The organism is Streptomyces sp. NBC_00258 (genome assembly GCF_036182465.1).
In the GTDB taxonomy this organism is placed as follows: domain Bacteria; phylum Actinomycetota; class Actinomycetes; order Streptomycetales; family Streptomycetaceae; genus Streptomyces.
In genome coordinates this window covers 8,937,876-8,957,520 of sequence record NZ_CP108081.1, presented here as the reverse complement: position 1 = coordinate 8,957,520, position 19,645 = coordinate 8,937,876, and the positions used below count along the sequence as shown (strand labels likewise).

Below are 19,645 nucleotides of genomic sequence, written 5' to 3'. Positions count from 1 at the left end.
ACTGATCGGCATTGCGTTGAGCAGTCGGATGAGCGGCTCCGTATTCACTTGCCGAACACGGAACGCGCCGGTCGGGAGGCGGAAGAGGGAGAGTCCCGTCAGTCTGGAATGACTCGAAAAAATGCGCGTTCCTACGGGGGTAGGCTCGACAGCGAGCCGGTGGGCGCGACGTGCACCGGCATTCGACATGTGGAACATGTGGAGAGGAGCCCTGACCCAGGGTGAGCACCAAGCCGACCACAACAGACCTCGAGTGGACCGAATTGGACCAGCGGGCCGTCGACACCGCCCGCATCCTGGCCGCCGACGCCGTACAGAAGGTCGGCAACGGCCATCCGGGTACGGCGATGAGCCTGGCGCCCGCCGCCTACACCCTCTTCCAGAAGGTGATGCGGCACGATCCGGCGGACCCCGACTGGACCGGCCGCGACCGCTTCGTGCTGTCAGCCGGTCATTCGTCCCTGACCCTCTACACCCAGCTCTACCTGGCCGGCTTCGGTCTGGAGCTGGACGACCTGAAGTCCTTCAGGACGTGGGGCTCCCGCACCCCGGGCCACCCGGAGTACGGGCACACCCCCGGCGTGGAGACCACCACCGGGCCGCTCGGCCAGGGTGTCGCCAACGCGGTGGGCATGGCCATGGCCGCCCGCTACGAGCGTGGTCTGTTCGACCCGGAGGCGGCCCAGGGCACCTCCCCGTTCGACCACTTCATCTACGCGATCGCCGGTGACGGCTGCCTCCAGGAGGGCATCTCCGCGGAGGCGTCCTCCATGGCCGGCCACCAGCAGCTGGGCAACCTGATCCTGCTGTGGGACGACAACCACATCTCGATCGAGGGCGACACCGAGACGGCCGTCTCCGAGGACACGGTCAAGCGGTACGAGGCGTACGGCTGGCACGTGCAGCGCGTGGCCCCGAAGCCGGACGGCGACCTCGACCCGCACGCGCTCTACGACGCCATCGAGGCCGCGAAGCTGGTGACCGACAAGCCGTCGTTCATCGCGATGCGCTCGATCATCGCCTGGCCGGCCCCGAACGCGCAGAACACCGAGGCCGCGCACGGCTCGGCGCTCGGCGACGACGAGGTCGCGGCCACGAAGCGTGTGCTGGGCTTCGACCCGGAGAAGGCTTTCGAGGTCTCCGACGAGGTCATCACCCACACGCGCGCGCTGGGCGAGCGCGGCCGTCAGGCCAAGGCGGAGTGGGAGAAGTCGTTCCAGGAGTGGCGCGACGGCAACGCCGAGCGTGCCGCCGAGTTCGACCGCATCGCCGCGACCGAGCTGCCCACCGGCTGGGAGGAGAAGCTCCCGGTCTTCGAGGCGGGCAAGGGCGTCGCCACGCGTGCGGCCTCCGGCAAGGTGCTCCAGGCGCTCGGCGCGGTCATCCCCGAGCTGTGGGGCGGCTCGGCCGACCTGGCGGGCTCGAACAACACGACGATCGACAAGACCTCGTCGTTCCTCCCGGCGGACAACCCGCTGCCGGAGGCGAACCCGTACGGGCGCACGATCCACTTCGGTATCCGCGAGCACTCCATGGCCGCGGAGATGAACGGCATCGCGCTGCACGGCAACACCCGTATCTACGGCGGCACCTTCCTGGTGTTCTCCGACTACATGCGCAACGCGGTCCGCCTGTCCGCGCTGATGCACCTGCCGGTGACGTACGTGTGGACCCACGACTCCATCGGTCTTGGAGAGGACGGCCCGACGCACCAGCCGGTCGAGCACCTCGCCTCGCTGCGCGCCATTCCGGGCCTCAACGTCGTCCGTCCGGCGGACGCCAACGAGACCGCGATCGCCTGGCGCGAGATCCTCAGGCGCTACACCAAGGTCTTCGGCAAGGGTGCCCCGCACGGCCTCGCGCTGACTCGTCAGGGCGTACCGACGTACGAGGCCAACGAGGACGCGGCGAAGGGTGGTTACGTGCTCTTCGAGGCGTCCACCGGGACCCCGGAGGTCGTTCTCATCGCGACCGGTTCCGAGGTGCACGTGGCCGTCGACGCACGTGAGCAGCTGGAGGCCGCGGGCACCCCGACCAGGGTCGTGTCCATGCCCTCCGTGGAGTGGTTCGAGGAGCAGGACCAGGGGTACCGGGACAGCGTCCTGCCGCCGAACGTGAGGGCACGGGTCGCGGTCGAGGCCGGTATCGGTCTCACCTGGCACAAGTACGTGGGGGACGCCGGCCGCATCGTTTCCCTGGAGCACTTCGGTGCTTCGGCCGACGGCAAGGTGCTCTTCCAGGAGTTCGGGTTCACTGCCGAGAACGTCGCGAACGTCGCCCGGGAATCGATCGCCGCAGCCCAGCGCTGACGCTGACATACGACACGTAGGAGATGCATTTTCCATGACAGACGCACTGAAGCGCCTCTCCGAGGAAGGCGTCGCGATCTGGCTGGACGACCTGTCGCGCAAGCGGATCACGTCCGGCAACCTCGCCGAACTGATCGACCAGCAGCACGTCGTGGGCGTCACCACCAACCCGTCGATCTTCCAGAAGGCGATCAGCAGCGGTGACGGTTACGAGCAGCAGCTCAGTGACCTCGCCGCCCGCAAGGTCACCGTCGAAGAGGCCATCCGCATGATCACGACGGCGGACGTCCGTGACGCCGCCGACATCCTGCGCCCGGTCTACGACTCCACGCAGGGCCAGGACGGCCGGGTCTCCATCGAGGTCGACCCGCGCCTGGCGCACAACACCCAGGCGACCGTCGCCGAGGCCAAGCAGCTGGCCTGGCTCGTCGACCGGCCGAACACGCTCATCAAGATCCCGGCGACCAAGGCGGGCCTGCCCGCGATCACCGAGACGATCGGCCGGGGCATCAGCGTCAACGTCACGCTGATCTTCTCGCTGGAGCGCTACCGCGAGGTCATGGACGCGTACCTCGCGGGCCTGGAGAAGGCCAAGGCCGCCGGGATCGACCTGGCCGGCATCCACTCGGTGGCGTCGTTCTTCGTGTCCCGTGTGGACACCGAGATCGACAAGCGGCTGGACGCCCTCGGCACCCCCGAGGCCAAGGCCGCCCGCGGCAAGGCGGGTCTCGCCAACGCGCGACTGGCCTACGAGGCGTACGAGGAGGTCTTCTCCTCGGACCGCTGGGCCGCCCTCGACAAGGCGCAGGCCAACAAGCAGCGTCCGCTGTGGGCCTCGACCGGCGTCAAGGACAAGGCCTACAAGGACACCCTGTACGTCGACGACCTGGTCGCGCCGAACACGGTGAACACCATGCCGGAGGCGACCCTGGTCGCCGCCGAGGACCACGGCAGGATCACCGGCAACACCATCGCCGGTACGTACGAGCAGTCCCGTGCCGAGCTCGACGCGGTCGAGAAGCTCGGGATCTCGTACGACGACGTGGTCCAGCTCCTGGAGGACGAGGGCGTCGAGAAGTTCGAGGCGTCCTGGAACGACCTGCTCAAGTCGACCGAGGCAGAGCTCGCGCGCCTCGCCCCCTCGGAGGGCTGAAATCTTGTCAAGCAGCAATCCGCTGCGTGACCCGGCGGACCGACGGCTCCCGCGTATCGCGGGGCCGTCGGGCCTCGTCATCTTCGGGGTCACGGGCGATTTGTCCCGTAAAAAGTTGATGCCTGCTGTTTATGACCTTGCCAACCGCGGTCTGCTGCCTCCGGGCTTCTCGCTCGTCGGCTTCGCCCGGCGTGAATGGCAGAACGAGGACTTCGCCCAGGAGGTCCACGACGCCGTCAAGGAGCACGCCCGTACGCCGTTCCGTGAGGAGGTCTGGCAGCAGCTCATCCAGGGGATGCGCTTCGTCCAGGGCACCTTCGACGACGACGACGCGTTCGAGCGGCTGCGCGAGACGATCGGCGAGCTGGACAAGGCGCAGGGGACGGGCGGCAACTTCGCCTTCTATCTCTCCGTACCGCCGGGCGCCTTCCCGGTGGTCATCCGGCAGCTGAAGAAGCACGGTCTGGCGGACCAGTCGAGCGGTTCCTGGCGGCGCGCGGTCATCGAGAAGCCCTTCGGCCACGACCTCAAGTCGGCCGAGGATCTCAACACGACCGTCGAGGAGGTCTTCGCCCCCGACCAGGTCTTCCGCATCGACCACTACCTGGGCAAGGAGACCGTCCAGAACATCCTGGCGCTGCGCTTCGCCAACCAGATGTTCGAGCCGATCTGGAACCGGTCCTTCGTGGACCACGTACAGATCACGATGGCCGAGGACATCGGCATCGGCGGCCGCGCCGGCTACTACGACGGCATCGGCGCCGCCCGTGACGTCATCCAGAACCACCTGCTCCAGCTGATGGCCCTCACGGCCATGGAGGAGCCCTCCTCCTTCGACGCGGACGCGCTCGCCGCCGAGAAGACCAAGGTCCTCGGCGCGGTGAAGCTGCCGCGGGACCTGGGCGAGAGCACGGTCCGCGGTCAGTACGCCGAGGGCTGGCAGGGCGGCGAGAAGGCCGTCGGCTACCTCCAGGAAGACGGTATCGACCCCAAGTCGAAGACCGACACCTACGCGGCGATCAAGGTGGAGGTGGACAACCGCCGCTGGGCGGGCGTCCCGTTCTACCTCCGTACGGGCAAGCGCCTGGGCCGCCGCGTCACCGAGATCGCGGTCGTGTTCCAGCGTGCGCCGCACTCCCCCTTCGACCACACGGCGACGGAGGAGCTGGGCCAGAACGCGATCGTCATCCGCGTCCAGCCCGACGAGGGCATCACGGTCCGCTTCGGCTCCAAGGTGCCCGGCACCTCCATGGAGATCCGGGACGTGTCGATGGACTTCGCGTACGGCGAGTCCTTCACGGAGTCGAGTCCGGAAGCGTACGAGCGCCTGATCCTGGACGTCCTCCTGGGCGACTCGAACCTCTTCCCGCGCACCGAGGAGGTCGAGCTGTCCTGGAAGATCCTCGACCCGATCGAGGAGTACTGGGACAAGCACGGCAAGCCCGCGCAGTACCCGTCCGGAACGTGGGGCCCCGTCGAGGCGGACGAAATGCTCAAGCGAGACGGACGGAGCTGGCGTCGCCCATGAAGATAGATCTCACGGACACCACTGCCAGCAAGATCAACAAGGCGCTCGTGAAGGGCCGCCGGGCCATCGGCACCCCCGCCGTCGGGATGGTCCTCACCCTCGTCATCGTCACCGACGAGGAGAACGCGTACGACGCCCTGCGCGCCGCCAACGACGCCTCGCGCGAGCATCCCTCGCGCACGCTCGTGGTGATCAAGCGCGTCTCGCGTTCGCCCCGCGACCGCACGAAGTCACGTCTGGACGCCGAGGTGCGGGTCGGCGCGGACGCGGGCACCGGCGAGACGGTCGTCCTGCGGCTGTACGGCGAGGTCTCCGACCACGCCCAGTCCGTCGTCCTGCCGCTGCTGCTGCCGGACGCGCCGGTGGTGGTCTGGTGGTCGGTGGACGCCCCGCGCGACCCTGCCAACGACCCGCTCGGCGCACTGGGCCAGCGCCGGGTCACCGACAGCTACGCGGCCGAGAAGCCCGTCGAGGAGCTGCGGTCCCGGGCCGAGAGCTACGAACCGGGCGACACCGATCTGGCCTGGGCCCGGATCACCCCGTGGCGCTCGATGCTGGCCGCCGCCCTCGACCAGATCGACTGCGAGGTCGTCTCCGTCGAGGTGGCGGGCGAGGAGTCCAACCCGAGCGTCGAACTGCTCGCCATGTGGCTCGCCGACCGCCTTCACGTGCACGTCCGGCGCGCGGTCTCCGCCGGTCCGGGCCTGACCCAGGTGCGGCTGGAGACGACCGGCGGCCCCATCACCCTGCACCGGTCGGACGGGGCGATGGCCACGCTGGCGCTGCCCGGCCAGCCGGACCGCGCGGTGGCTCTCAAGCGGCGTGAGACGTCGGAGTTGCTCGCGGAGGAGCTGCGCAGGCTCGATCCGGACGACACGTACGCGTCCGCGCTGCGTTTCGGGGTGGACCGGCTGGGCGGGATCCCGTCGGCCACGCAGCGGGCCGAGGCGTCCGTTCGCGGCCCGGAGTCGCTGCCGGTCCGGCAGAAGGTGCCGGACTCGGAGGCTGCGGCGGAGCCGGCGGCCCCGGCCCGGACGTCCGCACCGGCTCTGCCCGCCTCCCCGGTGGGCGACAGTGACACCGGCCGTCCGACTCCGGCCCAGATGCCCCCGGTCAAGAAGGCGGACTCGCCATGACTACTCCCCAGCTGGTGGTTCACCGGGACAAGGAACTGATGGCCCAGGCCGCCGCGGCCCGGCTCATCACGAAGGTCGTGGACGCGCAGGCCTCGCGCGGTTACGCCTCGGTCGTGCTGACCGGCGGCCGCAACGGCAACGGGCTCCTCGCGGCGCTCGCGACCGCGCCCGCCCGGGACGCCATCGACTGGGGCCGGCTCGAACTGTGGTGGGGCGACGAGCGGTTCCTGCCCGAGGGCGACCCCGAGCGCAATGTCACCCAGGCCCGTGAGGCGCTGCTCGACTCGGTGCCGCTTGATCCCAAGCGCGTGCATGCCATGCCCGCGTCGGACGGGCCCTTCGGCAAGGACGCGGACGCGGCGGCGGAGGCCTACGCGGCCGAACTCGCCGAGGCCGCCGGGCCGGAGAACCACGGTCCGGTGCCGTCCTTCGACGTGCTGATGCTCGGCGTCGGTCCGGACACGCATGTGGCGTCGCTCTTCCCCGAGCTGCCCGCGGTCCGCGAGACGGAGCGGACTGTGGTGGGGGTGCACGGTGCCCCCAAGCCGCCGCCGACCCGTGTCACCCTCACGCTGCCCGCGATCCGGGCGGCGCGGGAGGTGTGGCTGCTCGCGGCGGGTGAGGACAAGGCGCGGGCTGCGGCGATCGCCCTCTCGGGCGCCGGTGAGATCCAGGCCCCGGCGGCGGGTGCACGCGGCCGCCGCCGCACCCTGTGGCTTTTGGACGCCGCCGCCGCGTCCCAGCTGCCGCGCTCGCTGTATCCGCCGGCTTCACCCTGACGGGTGGTGGGGGCGGCGGGGGCGTTATTTCGCCCCCGCCGCCCTTACCCATTCCCGTCACTTACTCGGGGGCCAGCCCCCGAACCCCCGCTCCTCAAACGCCGGAGGGGCTCGTGACTCGGTACGCGATTGAGGTTGGGGCGTACGAGATGAGCGGCCAGTCGCTGGACCGACAGAACCCCTCGACAAGGTTCATCTCTCCCAGCCCAGAAGGCACTTACGTCTCCCTCCCCGCTTCAGGTCTCATCTCAATCGAAACGGCGAGATCAGTTGATGTTCACTCAGTAACAGCATCTACGGACTCCGGTCACAACTCTTGACGTGTGGTTCACGTGGATGAAGCATTCATCGGCGAGAGAGCGCTCCCAGAACCCCCCACCGTTCATTTCATGAACCAGGAGTGTCGCCCCCCATGAGCCTTTCCCCCACAGATTCCTCGTCCTCCGGCAGAACTCCCCTCGCCCGCCGGTCGGTTCTCGGCGCCGTGGCCGCGGCGGCAGCCGCGCCAGGGCTGCTCGCCCTGTCGTCGTCGGCATCCGCCGCTCCCGCCCGCGCCCGAGCCCTGCCGGGAGGTGGCGATCTCGGCCCGAACGTCATCGTCTTCGACCCGTCCACCTCCGGCATCCAGGCCAAGCTGGACCAGATATTCGCCCAGCAGGAGACGGCGCAGTTCGGCACGGGCCGCTATCAACTGCTGTTCAAGCCGGGCACGTACAGCGGGCTCAACGCCCAACTCGGCTTCTACACCTCCATCGCCGGGCTCGGCCTGTCTCCCGACGACACCTCGATCAACGGGGACGTCACCGTTGACGCGGGCTGGTTCAACGGCAACGCCACCCAGAACTTCTGGCGTTCGGCGGAGAACCTCGCCCTCACCCCGGTCAACGGCACCAACCGCTGGGCGGTCGCGCAGGCCGCCCCGTTCCGGCGCATGCACATCCGGGGCGGTCTCAACCTCTCCCCCGACGGCTACGGCTGGGCCAGCGGCGGCTACATCGCCGACAGCCGCATCGACGGCACGGTCGGTCCGTACTCGCAGCAGCAGTGGTACACCCGCGACAGCTTTGTGGGCGGCTGGCTCAACGCCGTCTGGAACATGGTGTTCTCGGGCGTCGAGGGCGCCCCGGCGCAGACCTTCCCGAACCCGCCGTACACCACGCTCAACACCACGCCGATCTCCCGCGAGAAGCCGTTCCTCTACCTCAACGGCACGGAGTACCGCGTCTTCCTGCCGGAGAAGCGCGTCAACGCGCGCGGCACCACCTGGGGAAACGGCACGCCTCGCGGTACGTCACTGGCGCTGACGCAGTTCTACGTGGCGAAGCCCGGCGTCACCGCCGCCACCCTCAACGAGGCACTCACGCAAGGCCTCCATCTGCTGCTGACGCCGGGGATCTACCACCTCGACCAGCCGATCCAGGTCAACCGTGCCAACACCGTGGTCCTCGGCCTCGGTTACGCCACTCTGATCCCGGACAACGGTGTCACCGCGCTCAAGGTGGCCGATGTCGGCGGCGTCCGCCTCGCGGGCTTCCTCATCGACGCCGGGCCCGTCAACTCCGCCACGCTCCTTGAGGTCGGCCCCACCGGCGCTTCGGCCGACCACTCCGTCAACCCGACCACGGTGCAGGACGTCTTCATCCGCATCGGCGGCGCGGGCGCCGGCAAGGCCACCACCAGCATGGTGATCAACAGCCGCCACACGATCATCGACCACACCTGGGTCTGGCGCGCCGACCACGGCGCCGGAGTCGGCTGGGAGACCAACCGGGCCGACTACGGCGTCCGCGTCAACGGCAACGACGTGCTGGCCACCGGGCTGTTCGTCGAGCACTTCAACAAGTACGACGTCCAGTGGTACGGCCAGGGCGGACGCACCATCTTCTTCCAGAACGAGAAGGCGTACGACGCCCCGAACCAGGCCGCCATCCAGAACGGCACGATGAAGGGGTACGCGGCCTACAAGGTCGCCGACTCCGTGACCACGCACGAGGCATGGGGCATGGGCAGCTACTGCTACTACAACGTCAATCCGGCGATCCTCCAGCACCACGGATTCGCGACGCCGGTCAATCCGAACGTGAAGTTCCACAACATCATGGTCATCTCACTGGGCGGTCAGGGTCAGTACGAGCGCGTCATCAACGACACGGGCTCGCCGACCTCGGGATCGAACACGGTGCCGTCCGTGGTGACCTCGTACCCGTGACCGGACCACCGTGAGGGACCGGCAGGGGGGCGGGGGCAGGAAATCCACCCCCACCCCCGCCTCCCGAGGGACCTCACTTCACCGACCCCGCCATAACCCCCTGCACAAAGTGCTTCTGGAAGGCGAAGAACACCACCACCGGCACCACGAGCGACAGAAACGCCCCAGGCGCGAGCACATCGATGTTGCTGCCGAACTGCCGGATCTGCGACTGGAGTTCAACCGTCAACGGCTGCGAGGAACTGTCGGCGAAGAGCAGCGCGACCAGCATGTCGTTCCAGACCCACAGGAACTGGAAGATGGCAAGGCTGGCGATGGCCGGACGCCCGACCGGCAGCACGAGCCGCGTGAAGATCCGCCACTCCCCACCCCCGTCCATCCGAGCCGCCTCCAGCATCTCCTTCGGCATCTCGGCGAAGTAGTTGCGCAGCAGGAAGATCGCGAACGGCAGCCCGTACGAGACGTGGAACAACACGACTCCGGGAATCGTGCCGAACAGCCCCAGCTCCCCGAAGAGTTTGGCCACCGGCAGCAGACCGATCTGCACGGGCACCACCAACAGCGCGACCACCAGGAGGAAAAGGGGGTCACGGCCGGGGAAGTCCAGCCAGGCGAAGGCGTACCCGGCGAGCGCGGCGATGACGACGACCAGGAGTGTGGTCGGCACCGAGATCAGCACCGTGTTCCAGAACGCCTGCGTCATCCCCGAATTGCCCAGCAGCGCCGAGTAGTTGTCGAAGGACAGCTGCCCGGGGGATGCCAGAGAGGTCCACCAGCCGCCCGTCGCGGTCTCCTGGGCGGACCGCAGCGAGGACAGGAACAGCCCGGCGAGCGGAGTGAGCCAGACCAGGCCGACCAGCACCAGGAACGCCTGCACGAGGCTGCTCGCGAGCCCCCGCCGTATCGCGTTCATCGCTGACTCCCTCGGAAACGGCGGACGTTGAAGACCATGGCGGGAATGACCAGAAGCAGGAGCAGCACTCCCAGCGCACTGCCCAGGCCCTGGTTGTTGCCGCCGCCGAAGGACACCAGCCACATCTGGGTGGCGAGCACGGTGGCGTCCTCCTGCACCGGGCCCGGCGCGATGATGTAGACGAGGTCGAAGACCTTCATCACGTTGATCACCAGGGTCACGAAGACCACGGTGAGGACGGGCCCGAGCAGCGGCACGGTGATCCGGCGGAAGATCTGCCACTCGTTGGCGCCGTCCATCCGGGCCGCCTCCAGCGCGTCGCGCGGCAGGGCGGCGAGCCCGGCCCCGATCAGCACCATGGCGAAGCCGGTCCAGATCCACAGGTACGCGCCGATGATGGCGGGCGTGACGAGGGCGGGGCCCAGCCAGGAGACGCCCTCGTACGGCGGGGCGAAGTTCGAGGCGGGCAGCCGCACGGTGTACGAGCCCGCATCGAGGCCCTGGAAGCGGAAGGAGCCGTCGGCCGCGGTGGTGGCGCTCGCGACCGCCGCGCCGTCGCGCACGGCCTCGACCCTCATCTCCGGCAGCCCGCTCTCGGTCCTGTCGACCTTGCCCTGCTCCCCTCCCCCGCCACGCGTGAAGTCCAGGTAGACGACCCCGCGCAGTTCGTCGGCCGACGCCTTCCCGGTCGCCGCCGGGTACGCGGGTCGCGCGCCGCCCGGCAGGTCCTCGGCGCGTACGCCCACCAGGCCGAGCCCGACGGTGTCGCCCGGGGACGCGGTGACCGTCGTACGGTACGAGCCGTCGGCGGCCCTGGTCAGGCCCTGGCCGTCGCGGGCCCGGGCGTTCGGGTACGACGACGCGTCCTTGAAGGCGTCGTGCACGGAGACGGCGGCGGCGTTCAGAACGCCCTTCTCGGGGTCCTCGTCGTACGCGAGGCGGAAGATGATGCCCGCGGCGAGGAAGGAGACGGCCATCGGCATGAACAGCAGGAGCTTGAACGCCGTCGCCCAGCGGATCTTCTCGACGAGGACGGCGAGGACGAGCCCGAGACCGGTGAGCAGCGTCGGCGCGACGACGACCCAGATGGCCGTGTTCCGGACGGCCTTGAGCGTGGCGGGGTCGCGGAACATCTCGGTGTAGTTGTCGCCGCCCACGAACCGGTCGCCGGAGGCGTCGAAGAAGCTGCGGCCCACGGAGAACAACACGGGGTAGACGACGAGCGCGCCGAGCAGGAGCAGGGCGGGGAGGACGAACGCGAGGGCGATGACCCGGGCCCGGCGCCGAGCACGCCGCTTGCGGTCGCGGTCGGCCGGGGCGACGGGCGGCGGGCTCGCCTCTTTCAGGAGTGTGGCGGTCACGGCGATCAGTCCTGGTACGCCTTGGCGGCGGCCTTCTCCAGCTCGGCCGCGGTCCCCTTCGGGTCGGACGGGTCGCGCAGGAAGTCCTGGAGGAGCTTCCACTCGCCGGCGCCCTTGGTGCCGCCGAACGCGGCCGGGGCCTGGTCCGACATGTCGAAGCGGACCGAATCCCCGGCGTCCACCAGGGACTTGGCGGTCTCGCGGGTGATGTCGTCGCCGTAGGAGGCGAGGTCGAGCTTCTTGTTCGGGGAGAGGAAGCCGCCGACCTCGGCCCACACGGCGGAGGCCTCGGGGGTCGCGAGGTACTCCAGGAACTCCATGGCGGCCTTCTGGCTCTTGCCGTCCTTGAGGACGACGGCCGCGTCGCCGCCGCTGACCACGGGCGCCTGGCCGTCGCCGACCGCCGGGAAGGGGAAGAAGTCCGCGTCCTCGCCGATCTTCCTGCCGAACTGGTCCTTGGCGACGCCGGCCACGAAGTCGCCCTCGTAGACCATGCCGGCCGTGGGCTCGGGCCCGAAGACCTTCTCGACGGAGCCGGGGAAGTCGGTGTTCAGCGCGCCCTTCTGGCCGCCGGCTATCAGCTCCTTGTCCTTGAAGAGCTTGCCGAGGGTGGTGAGGGCCTCGACCACGGTCGGGTCGGTCCACTTGATCCTGTGGGCGGCCAGGGCGTCGTACTTCTCGGGGCCTGCCTGCGAGAGGTAGACGTTCTCGAACCAGTCGGTGAGCGTCCAGCCGTCCTGTCCGGCGACGGAGAAGGCCGCGAGGCCCGACTCCGAGACGGTCTGCCCGGCCTTCAGCATCGCGTCGTACGTCGTCGGCGTCTTGACGCCCGCCTCGTCGAGGGCGTCGGGGCTGTACCAGACGGTCGACTTGTGGGCGGCCTTGAAGTAGAGGCCGTACAGCGTGCCGTCGACGCTGCCGTAGTTCTTCCACACGCTCGCGTAGTTGCTGCCGACGGACTTCTGGGCGGTCTTGGAGAGCGGCTTGAGCCAGCCCTCCTTCGCGAACTGCTGGAGCACGCCGACCTGCGGGACCATCACCACGTCGGGGGCGTTGCCGCCCTCGATCTTGCTGCCGACGACCGTCGAGACGTTGTCACCGGTGGAGGTGAACTGGGTCTTGGCGCCGGTCTTCTCGGTGAACGCGTCCAGGACCTTCTGGAAGTTCTTCTGCTCGCTGCCGGACCATACGCCGGCCACGTTGATCGTCTGGCCGCTGAGCGGCTTGTCGCCACCGCCCGCCGAGACGGGGCCGCCTCCGCAGGCCGTGGCACCGAGGGACAGGGCTATGCAGCCCGTGAGCAGGGTCGTACGTCGTCGCATCATCGTTGATGTCCTTCGAGGGCAGGGGAATTGACGGGCAGTCAGCCGAATTGGGTGATGCAGGAGTCGGCTGCTCAGGGGTTGGTGCAGTCGCTGATCCACCAGGCGGCCGTCGAGCCGGGCAGGACACCGGGCGCGCAGGGGCCGCTGGACAGCAGGGGGGTGCCGGAGACCGGCGCGGGTGTCGGCGCCGTACCGAAGTTGACGGCGCACACCAGGCCGTCGCCGCGGACGAAGGCGAGGACGCCGGGCTGGGTGTCCAGCCAGCGCAGCGCGCCCTCACCCAACTGGGGCAGTCCGGCCCGCAGTTGGAGTCCGTCCCGGTAGAGGTGCCAGAAGGAGTGGGTGTCGGCGAGGGCGCGGTCGGTGGCGTACTCGGCGAAGTAGGCGGGCTGCGGCAGCCACGGCTTGGCGCTCTCGGCGCCGGAGGTGAAGCCGAACGGCGAGGCGTGTCCCGACCACGGCAGCGGCACCCGGCAGCCGTCGCGGATCCGGGCGCGGCTGCCGGTCCGGCGGAAGATCGGGTCGGTGAGCACGTCGTCGGGCAGATCGACGACCTCGGGCAGCCCGAGTTCCTCGCCCTGGTAGATGTACGCGGCTCCGGGCAGGGCCAGCATCAGCAGGGCGGCGGCGCGGGCACGGGCGGCGCCCAGGCCGCTGCCCTCGGTGCCCAGTTCGCCGTAGCGGGTGACCGTGCGGACCTGGTCGTGGTTGTTGAGGACCCAGGTGACCGTCGAGCCGGTGCCCGCGATGTCCTGCATGGCGTCGGAGATGACCTTGCGGAAGGCGTCCGCGTTCCAGGGCGCGCTGAGCAGGTCGAAGAAGAAGGCCTGGTGCAGCTCGTCGTGGCGTACGTACAGGGCGTGTTCGCGGGCGGTCGGCACGGAGACCTCGCCGACGAGCAGCCGCTCCTGGCCGTCCCGGGCGGTGTACTCCTCGCACACCGACCGCCAGTGCCGCCAGACGTCGTGCACCTCGGGCTGGTTCCAGGCGAGCGGATTGACCGAGTCGCGGGTGCGGGCGTCGGCCTCCGGGTCGGGCGAGTCCGGCAGTTCGGGGTGCTTGTAGAGGCCGGCGGCGACGTCGATGCGGAAGCCGTCGACGCCCCGGTCGAGCCAGAAGCGCAGGGCGTGGTCGAAGTGGGCGCCGACCTCGGGGTTGCGCCAGTTCAGGTCGGGCTGCTCGGGCGTGAACATGTGCAGGTACCACTGGCCGGGGGCGCCGTCCTGCTCGGTGACCCGGCTCCAGGCGGGGCCGCCGAACATGGAGTGCCAGTTGTTGGGCGGCTGGGAGCCGTCCGTGCCCCGGCCGTCGGCGAAGTGGAAGCGGGCGCGGGCCTCGCTGCCCGGTGCCGCGACCATCGCCTCCCGGAACCACGGGTGCTCCTCCGAGCAGTGGTTCGGGACGATGTCCAGGAGCACCTTGATGCCGAGCCGCCGGGCGTCCGTCATCAGCAGGTCGAACTCGCCGAGGTCGCCGAAGACCGGGTCGACGTCGCAGTAGTCGGCCACGTCGTAGCCGTGGTCGTGCTGCGGCGAGGGGTAGAAGGGGCTCAGCCAGACGCCGTCGACGCCCAGCTTCTTCAGATACGGCAGTCCGGCCCTGACCCCGGCGAGATCGCCGATGCCGTCGCCGGTGCTGTCCAGAAAACTCCGGACGTAGACCTGGTAGATCACTGCGTCGCGCCACCAGCGGTGCATGTCGATCGTCACCCGTTGACCTGTCTGTGCGTGCCTCCGGTTATGCATGCATGTTAAGTAGCCGTGTCGCGCAGGTGTCAACGAGTCGGCGGAGAGTCCCGAGAAGTTGGGATTTTATATATGGATATTTCTATCCACTGAGGCCGAAGACGAGATGCGCGCGTTACCTAACAAGTAACTAGGATCCGTCGAGCAGTCGGAAGGAGGCTCAGCCCCGGCGGGAGATGTCCGCCAGCTCGCGCGCGAGGCGCCGCACCGCGGCCTCGGGCGTCTGGCGCCCGGTCATCGCGTCCTGCACCACGGCCTGCACGGCCAGGCTGACCTGGTCGTAGTGCGGGCTCTTGGGTCGCGGCGCCGCCGCCGCGACGCTCGCGCGGAGCGTCGGCAGATACGGGAACCGCCGGATCAGCTCCGGGTCCCGGTAGAGCGCGGCCCGCACGGGCGGCAGCGCGCCCTTGGTGAGGACCTGCCGCTGCACCCGTTCGCTCGTCAGGTACGTCAAGAGGCGCGCGGCGGAGTCGGGGTGGCGGGCGTGCGCGCTGACCGCGAGGTTGGAGCCGCCGAGCACACTCGCCCCCGGCCCGACGGGGCCGGGCAGCGGCACCGCCCCGATCTTCCCGGCGACCGCCGAGCCCTTGGCGGAGGCGCCGACATAGGCGTACGGCCAGTTGCGCAGGAAGAGGAGACGGCCGTCCTGGAAGGCCTGCTTGGACTCCTCCTCCTTGTAGGTCAGCGCCTTCCCGGGGATCCAGCCGTCACGCACGCCGCGGGCGAGGAAGCCGATGCCCTCACGGGCCGCGGCCGAGTCGACGGTGACGCGCTCGCCCTCGTCGCCGAGGATCGTGCCGCCCGCCGAGTAGACCGCCTCGGCGGCGTTCACCGTGAGGCCCTCGTAGGGCAGGAACTGGCCCGCGTAACCGTCGAGTCCGTACTTCGGCGCGATGGCCTTCGCCTGTTTCTCCAGCTCGGCCCAGGTGCGCGGAGGCGCCAGACCCTCCTTGTCGAGGATGTCCTTGCGGTAGAGGAGCAGTCCCGCGTTGGTGACGTACGGGACCGCGTACAGCCGTCCGTCGTACGTCGCCGTGTCCTCGACCTGCGGCAGGAAGCCGTCGAGCGGGAAGCGGTCCCGGGACAGCGGGGAGATCCAGCCGGCGGCGGCGAACTCCGAGGTCCAGGCGACGTCGATGTTGAGGACGTCGAAGCGGCTCGGGTCGCCGCCGCGCAGGTCGGTGGTCATCTGCGCATGGGTCTCGTCGGCGGAGTCCGGGAGCTCGACGAGGGTGACCTTCTCGCCGGGGTGGGTACGGTTCCAGCCGTCGAGCAGCGGACCCAGATAGCTGGTGAGATCCCCCGCGGTGGCCAGCGTGAGCGGACCCCGGCCGCCGCCGCGCGCTCCGTCGGCCTGCGCGCCCGAGGCGACGTAACCGGTCAGAACCACCGCCGCGACCAGGAGTCCCCTACCCGCGGCATGTATCCACCGCATAGGTTCCTCCTTGGTACTCCGGCTGCCGGGCACCTTCGCCCGGAGTCAGAGGCCATGTATACCTGTTAGGTATGGGCGATACTAGGGCCTGCGGCACATCGGCCCCTCAACACCGGCTGGAGCGCCCCGAAGGCGAACCGAGAGAAAAGGCGGAGGAGAGCACTGGTGCGGCTGCCCCTCCTGGCCCTGCTGGCGCGCGGCCCGGCCCACGGATACGAGCTCAAGCAGGACCTTGAGCAACTGCTGGGCTCCGCGTACCCTCAGCCGAACGTCGGCCAGATCTATGTGACGCTCGGCCGCCTCGAGAAGTCGGGACTGATCGAGGGCGAGGAAGTCGAGCAGTCGAGCCGGCCCAACAAGAAGATCTACCACCTCACCGAAGCCGGGCGTGAGGCGCTGCGCGCCTGGTACGAGGAGACGGCGGACGAGCCGCGCGTGCGGGACGAGTTCTTCATGAAGCTCGCGCTCGCGCCGCAGACCGGACTCGCCGACCAGATCACCCTGATCAACAAACAACGGCGCGAGTACCTGAACACCATGCGCAGTCTGTCGAAACTCGCCGCCACCGAGAGCCGGGACAACCGCATCTCCCAGCTGCTCATAGAGGGCGCCATGCTGCATCTGCAGGCCGACCTCGACTGGCTGGAACGCTGCCAGGAGGAATTGGAGGAGCTGGAGTGAGCCGCACCGCTCCTTCGTCGCGCGCCGAGGGCTCTCCCCTGCTGCGTGCCGAGGGCCTGGTCAAGACCCACTACGGCGAGGGCGCCCCCGCGCATGCCGTGCGAGGCGTGGACCTCGCCGTACGGCAGGGTGAGTTCGTCGCCGTCACGGGTCCCTCGGGCGCCGGGAAGTCGACGCTGCTGCATCTGCTCGGCGGGCTCCAGCGACCGGACTCCGGCAGCATCTGGCTGGACGGCGCGTGCACGGACGCGTACAGCGAGGCCCGCTGGGCGGTCGAGCGCCGGCGTCGCATCGGCATCGTCTTCCAGTTCTTCAACCTGGTCTCGAACCTTTCGGTCGCCGACAACGTCGAGCTGCCGGCCCTGCTCGCCGGCCTCTCCCCCAGGCAGGCCCGCGCCGAGCGCGAGCAGCTCCTCGCCGAGCTGGGCCTGGAGGGCAAGGAGCGCAGCATGCCGGGCGAGCTGTCCGGCGGCGAGCAGCAGCGTGTCGCGCTGGCCCGTGCCCTGGTCAACCACCCGCCCCTGCTGCTGGCCGACGAGCCCGCGGGCAGCCTCGACAGCAAGGGCACCCGCGAGGTGACCCGGCTGCTGTCCCGCTTCCACGAGCGCGGCCAGACCATCGTGCTGGTCACCCATGACGCACGGCTCGCGAGCGCCGCGGACCGGGTGATCAGCTTCTTCGACGGCCGCATCGCCGACGACGCGGAACTCGGCACCGCGCCCACGCGCGGCAAGGGGATATCCGGCGTGCTGGAACTGAGGGACTGAGCGCCGTGCGGGCCACCCTGCGCTGGGCGCACGCCGATCTGCGCACGCATCGCGGCGAGGCGCTGTTCATCGTGCTCGCCACCGCCGGGATCGTCGCCTCTCTCCTGCTGGCCGCGGCGCTCTTCGGGTACGCCACCAACCCCTGGCAGCGGGTCTTCACCCAGTCGCAGGGCGCGCACGTCTGGATCCACACCGGCCCGTCGGCCGACGCGCGCGAACTCGCCGAGGTGGACGGCGTCACGTCCGTCGCGGGCCCGTACCCCACCGCCGCGGCCACCGTCGAGTCGCGCGGCACCCGGGCCTCCGTCGAGCTGCGCGGCATCGTCGGCCGGCCCGCGACCGGCCGTCCGCTGCTCGCCTCCGGCCGCTGGCTCGACCCCGCCGCGCCGGACGGTGTGGTGCTGGAGAGCAGCCTCGCCCGGGCGCTGTGGGCCGAGCCCGGGGACACCCTCACCGTGCCCGGCACCGCGCGGACCCTGACCGTCCTCGGGGTCGCCGACAGCGCCGAACCCCGCTACAGCCCCGGGGAGCGGTCGGGCCTCGTGTGGGCCCTGCCCTCCGCCGTACGGCACACGGACGGGCGCGGCGGCCAGGTGACCGGCCTGCGGCTGACCGATGCCGACGACACGGAGTACGCCGTCCAGCGTGCCGTCACCCTGCTCGGTGCGGGAGCGGTCACCGACGTCTCGCACTGGCAGCAGGCACGGTCGGAGGCCCAGGGCGGCAACCGGCTGCTGGGCCAAGTTCTCGGCCTGTTCGGTCTTGGCGCCCTGGTCGCCGCCGCGCTCGCCGTGCACGGGGCGATCGGCACCCGTATCCGCGGCCATCTGCGGGACATCTCGGTCCTGAAGGCGATCGGCTTCACCCCGGGCCAGGTGGTGCGGATCTTCCTGCTGCAGCATGTGGCGTTCGCGCTCCTCGGCGCCGTGCTCGCCACCGTCCTCATCCAGGCCCTGGGCAGCCGGGTCCCGGGGCGTCTCGGCGATGCGGTCGGCGTGTGGCAGGGACTGCCGGGGCATACGGCGGCACTGCTCGCCGTGCCCGTGGCCGCGGTGCTGTTCATCGCCGCGACGACCGGGCTCGCTGCCTGGCGGGCCGGGCAGGTGCCTCCGGTTCCGGGGCTGCGGGCCGCGGCACCGCTCGGCGGCCGGCTGTCGGGCCCGGCGCGCGGGGCGCTCGGGCTGCGGCTGCCGTCCGCGCTGGTCCTGGGCTGGCACAAGGCGTTCTCGCGCCGGCCCCGCTCGCTGGCCACCCTCGCCCGGCTGGCGCTGCCGCTGCTGCTGATCGTCGTGGCCATGAGCGCCTGGACCACCATCGACCGCTTCCAGAGCAGGCCCGACGAGATCGGTCTCGCGGCCGCGCTCACCGTGCGGGCCGACGAGACCCTGACCGATCCGGACGTACGCGCCCTGCTGACCCGGAACCCGCAGGTCGAAGCCGTCCACCCGGGCGTCGAGGTGGCCGCCCTGGTCCCCGGCCAGACGGGCACGATCGCCCTGCGCGGGCTCGGCACGCACGAGGATCCGTACCCGTTCTCGCTGGCGGAGGGACGCCCCGCGCGCGGCCCCGACGAGGCGGTGGCCGGTCAGGGTCTGCTCGACCTGCTGGACGTGCGCGTCGGGGACTGGGTGCGGATGACGGTGGGCGCGCAGCCGCAGATCCTGCACATCGTCGGGCGCAGCATCGAGCCGGAGAACGGCGGCCGGGTCATCTCCACCTCGCTCGACACCCTCCGGGAGAACGACCCGGGGCTCGGTCCTGCCCTCTACCAGCTTCAGCTGCGCCCCGGCGCCGACCCGCAGCGGGTGGCCGCGGACCTGACCGAGGCCGCGCACGGAGACATCAGTGTGCACGCCGTGCCGAACCCGGCCGACGGGCTCTCGCCGCTGCGCGGAGTCGTCGTGGGGCTGATCGCCGTGCTGGCCCTGATCGGCCTCATCGAGCTGCTCACGGCGATCGGCGGCACGGTGCGCGAGGGCGAGCGGGACCTGCTGGCGCTCAAGGCGATCGGGCTGACCCCGCGGCAGATCACCGCGATCACGGTGACGGCCACGGGGTGCACGGCGCTCGGTGCGGTCCTCGTCGGTACGGCGCTGGGGGTGCCGCTCGCCCACTGGCTGATCGACGCACAGGGCAGGTCGAGCGGCATCGGCGCCGGGATCGCCCGGGGGCCCTCCCCCGGGCTCCTGCTGCTCCTCGGCACGGCGGCCGTGCTCGGTGCCGCCGCGCTCGCCGCCCTGCCCGCGGCCCGGTCGGCCCGCCGACGGCTCGCGGACACGCTGAGCGCGGTGGCCTGAGCCGCCG

General features: G+C 70.3%; 14 protein-coding genes. 9 read left to right on the top strand and 5 right to left on the bottom strand.

Translation table 11 applies throughout. The features are described from left to right. The first annotated feature begins 221 nt into the window (after positions 1–221). The 6 genes from tkt to OG718_RS39835 all read left to right on the top strand — a co-directional run bounded on the left by tkt (position 222) and on the right by OG718_RS39835 (position 9,114). A complete protein-coding gene (gene tkt / locus OG718_RS39860; RefSeq protein WP_143637404.1) occupies positions 222–2,309 on the top strand; it encodes a transketolase in 2,088 nt (695 codons plus the stop codon). Between the two features lie 34 nt (positions 2,310–2,343). Beyond that, the gene (gene tal, locus OG718_RS39855; protein WP_328846494.1) at positions 2,344–3,462 is read left to right on the top strand and encodes a transaldolase; all 1,119 of its coding nucleotides are present in this window, start codon (positions 2,344–2,346) and stop codon (positions 3,460–3,462) included. Between the two features lie 4 nt (positions 3,463–3,466). Beyond that, on the top strand, positions 3,467–4,990 hold the full coding sequence (zwf, locus tag OG718_RS39850) for a glucose-6-phosphate dehydrogenase (protein ID WP_143637411.1): 1,524 nt from the start codon (positions 3,467–3,469) through the stop codon (positions 4,988–4,990). After that, a complete protein-coding gene (gene opcA, locus OG718_RS39845; protein WP_328846493.1) occupies positions 4,987–6,126 on the top strand; it encodes a glucose-6-phosphate dehydrogenase assembly protein OpcA in 1,140 nt (379 codons plus the stop codon). The genes zwf and opcA overlap by 4 nt, the downstream gene beginning before the upstream one ends. Further along, positions 6,123–6,905: a 6-phosphogluconolactonase gene (gene pgl / locus OG718_RS39840; RefSeq protein WP_306940608.1), complete on the top strand. Its 783-nt coding sequence runs from the start codon at positions 6,123–6,125 to the stop codon at positions 6,903–6,905. The genes opcA and pgl overlap by 4 nt, the downstream gene beginning before the upstream one ends. A 412-nt stretch (positions 6,906–7,317) precedes the next feature. Then, a complete protein-coding gene (locus OG718_RS39835) occupies positions 7,318–9,114 on the top strand; it encodes a coagulation factor 5/8 type domain-containing protein (protein WP_328846492.1) in 1,797 nt (598 codons plus the stop codon). 73 nt (positions 9,115–9,187) lie between these two features. On the opposite strand, the gene OG718_RS39830 is transcribed toward OG718_RS39835, so the two are convergent. The 5 genes from OG718_RS39830 to OG718_RS39810 all read right to left on the bottom strand — a co-directional run bounded on the left by OG718_RS39830 (position 9,188) and on the right by OG718_RS39810 (position 15,893). Continuing rightward, positions 9,188–10,027 carry a carbohydrate ABC transporter permease gene (locus OG718_RS39830; RefSeq protein ID WP_328846491.1) on the bottom strand — a complete coding sequence of 280 codons (840 nt, stop codon included), beginning with the start codon at positions 10,025–10,027 and terminating at the stop codon, positions 9,188–9,190. After that, entirely contained in the window at positions 10,024–11,388 is a 1,365-nt protein-coding gene (locus OG718_RS39825; protein WP_328846490.1) for a carbohydrate ABC transporter permease, read from the bottom strand. The genes OG718_RS39830 and OG718_RS39825 overlap by 4 nt, the downstream gene beginning before the upstream one ends. 5 nt (positions 11,389–11,393) lie before the next feature. Further along, complete coding sequence (locus OG718_RS39820; protein ID WP_328846489.1) at positions 11,394–12,713, bottom strand: ABC transporter substrate-binding protein; 1,320 nt, start codon at positions 12,711–12,713, stop codon at positions 11,394–11,396. 71 nt (positions 12,714–12,784) lie between these two features. After that, positions 12,785–14,458, bottom strand: coding sequence for a glycoside hydrolase family 13 protein (locus OG718_RS39815; protein WP_328846488.1), 1,674 nt, complete (start codon positions 14,456–14,458; stop codon positions 12,785–12,787). Positions 14,459–14,618: 160 nt separating this feature from the next. Then, positions 14,619–15,893, bottom strand: coding sequence for an ABC transporter substrate-binding protein (locus OG718_RS39810; RefSeq protein ID WP_143637433.1), 1,275 nt, complete (start codon positions 15,891–15,893; stop codon positions 14,619–14,621). A 165-nt stretch (positions 15,894–16,058) separates the two neighbouring features. Here OG718_RS39810 and OG718_RS39805 point away from each other — a divergent pair, with 165 nt between their 5' ends. The 3 genes from OG718_RS39805 to OG718_RS39795 are packed head-to-tail and all read left to right on the top strand — an operon-like array spanning position 16,059 to position 19,638. Next, positions 16,059–16,574 carry a PadR family transcriptional regulator gene (locus OG718_RS39805; protein WP_055615073.1) on the top strand — a complete coding sequence of 172 codons (516 nt, stop codon included), beginning with the start codon at positions 16,059–16,061 and terminating at the stop codon, positions 16,572–16,574. Further along, the gene (locus OG718_RS39800) at positions 16,571–17,341 is read left to right on the top strand and encodes an ABC transporter ATP-binding protein (protein WP_328846487.1); all 771 of its coding nucleotides are present in this window, start codon (positions 16,571–16,573) and stop codon (positions 17,339–17,341) included. Before OG718_RS39805 ends, OG718_RS39800 begins: the two co-directional genes overlap by 4 nt. 5 nt (positions 17,342–17,346) lie before the next feature. Next, a complete protein-coding gene (locus tag OG718_RS39795) occupies positions 17,347–19,638 on the top strand; it encodes an ABC transporter permease (protein WP_328846486.1) in 2,292 nt (763 codons plus the stop codon). Positions 19,639–19,645 lie beyond the last annotated feature (7 nt).

What these genes read in the sequence shown, in the direction of transcription:
- tal (WP_328846494.1), top strand. Translation starts at nt 2,344, where the DNA reads ATGACAGACGCACTGAAGCGCCTCTCCGAGGAAGGCGTCGCGATCTGG.
- opcA (WP_328846493.1), top strand. Translation starts at nt 4,987, where the DNA reads ATGAAGATAGATCTCACGGACACCACTGCCAGCAAGATCAACAAGGCG.
- pgl (WP_306940608.1), top strand. Translation starts at nt 6,123, where the DNA reads ATGACTACTCCCCAGCTGGTGGTTCACCGGGACAAGGAACTGATGGCC.
- OG718_RS39835 (WP_328846492.1), top strand. Translation starts at nt 7,318, where the DNA reads ATGAGCCTTTCCCCCACAGATTCCTCGTCCTCCGGCAGAACTCCCCTC.
- OG718_RS39830 (WP_328846491.1), bottom strand. Translation starts at nt 10,027, where the DNA reads ATGAACGCGATACGGCGGGGGCTCGCGAGCAGCCTCGTGCAGGCGTTC.
- OG718_RS39820 (WP_328846489.1), bottom strand. Translation starts at nt 12,713, where the DNA reads ATGATGCGACGACGTACGACCCTGCTCACGGGCTGCATAGCCCTGTCC.
- OG718_RS39815 (WP_328846488.1), bottom strand. Translation starts at nt 14,458, where the DNA reads ATGCATAACCGGAGGCACGCACAGACAGGTCAACGGGTGACGATCGAC.
- OG718_RS39810 (WP_143637433.1), bottom strand. Translation starts at nt 15,893, where the DNA reads ATGCGGTGGATACATGCCGCGGGTAGGGGACTCCTGGTCGCGGCGGTG.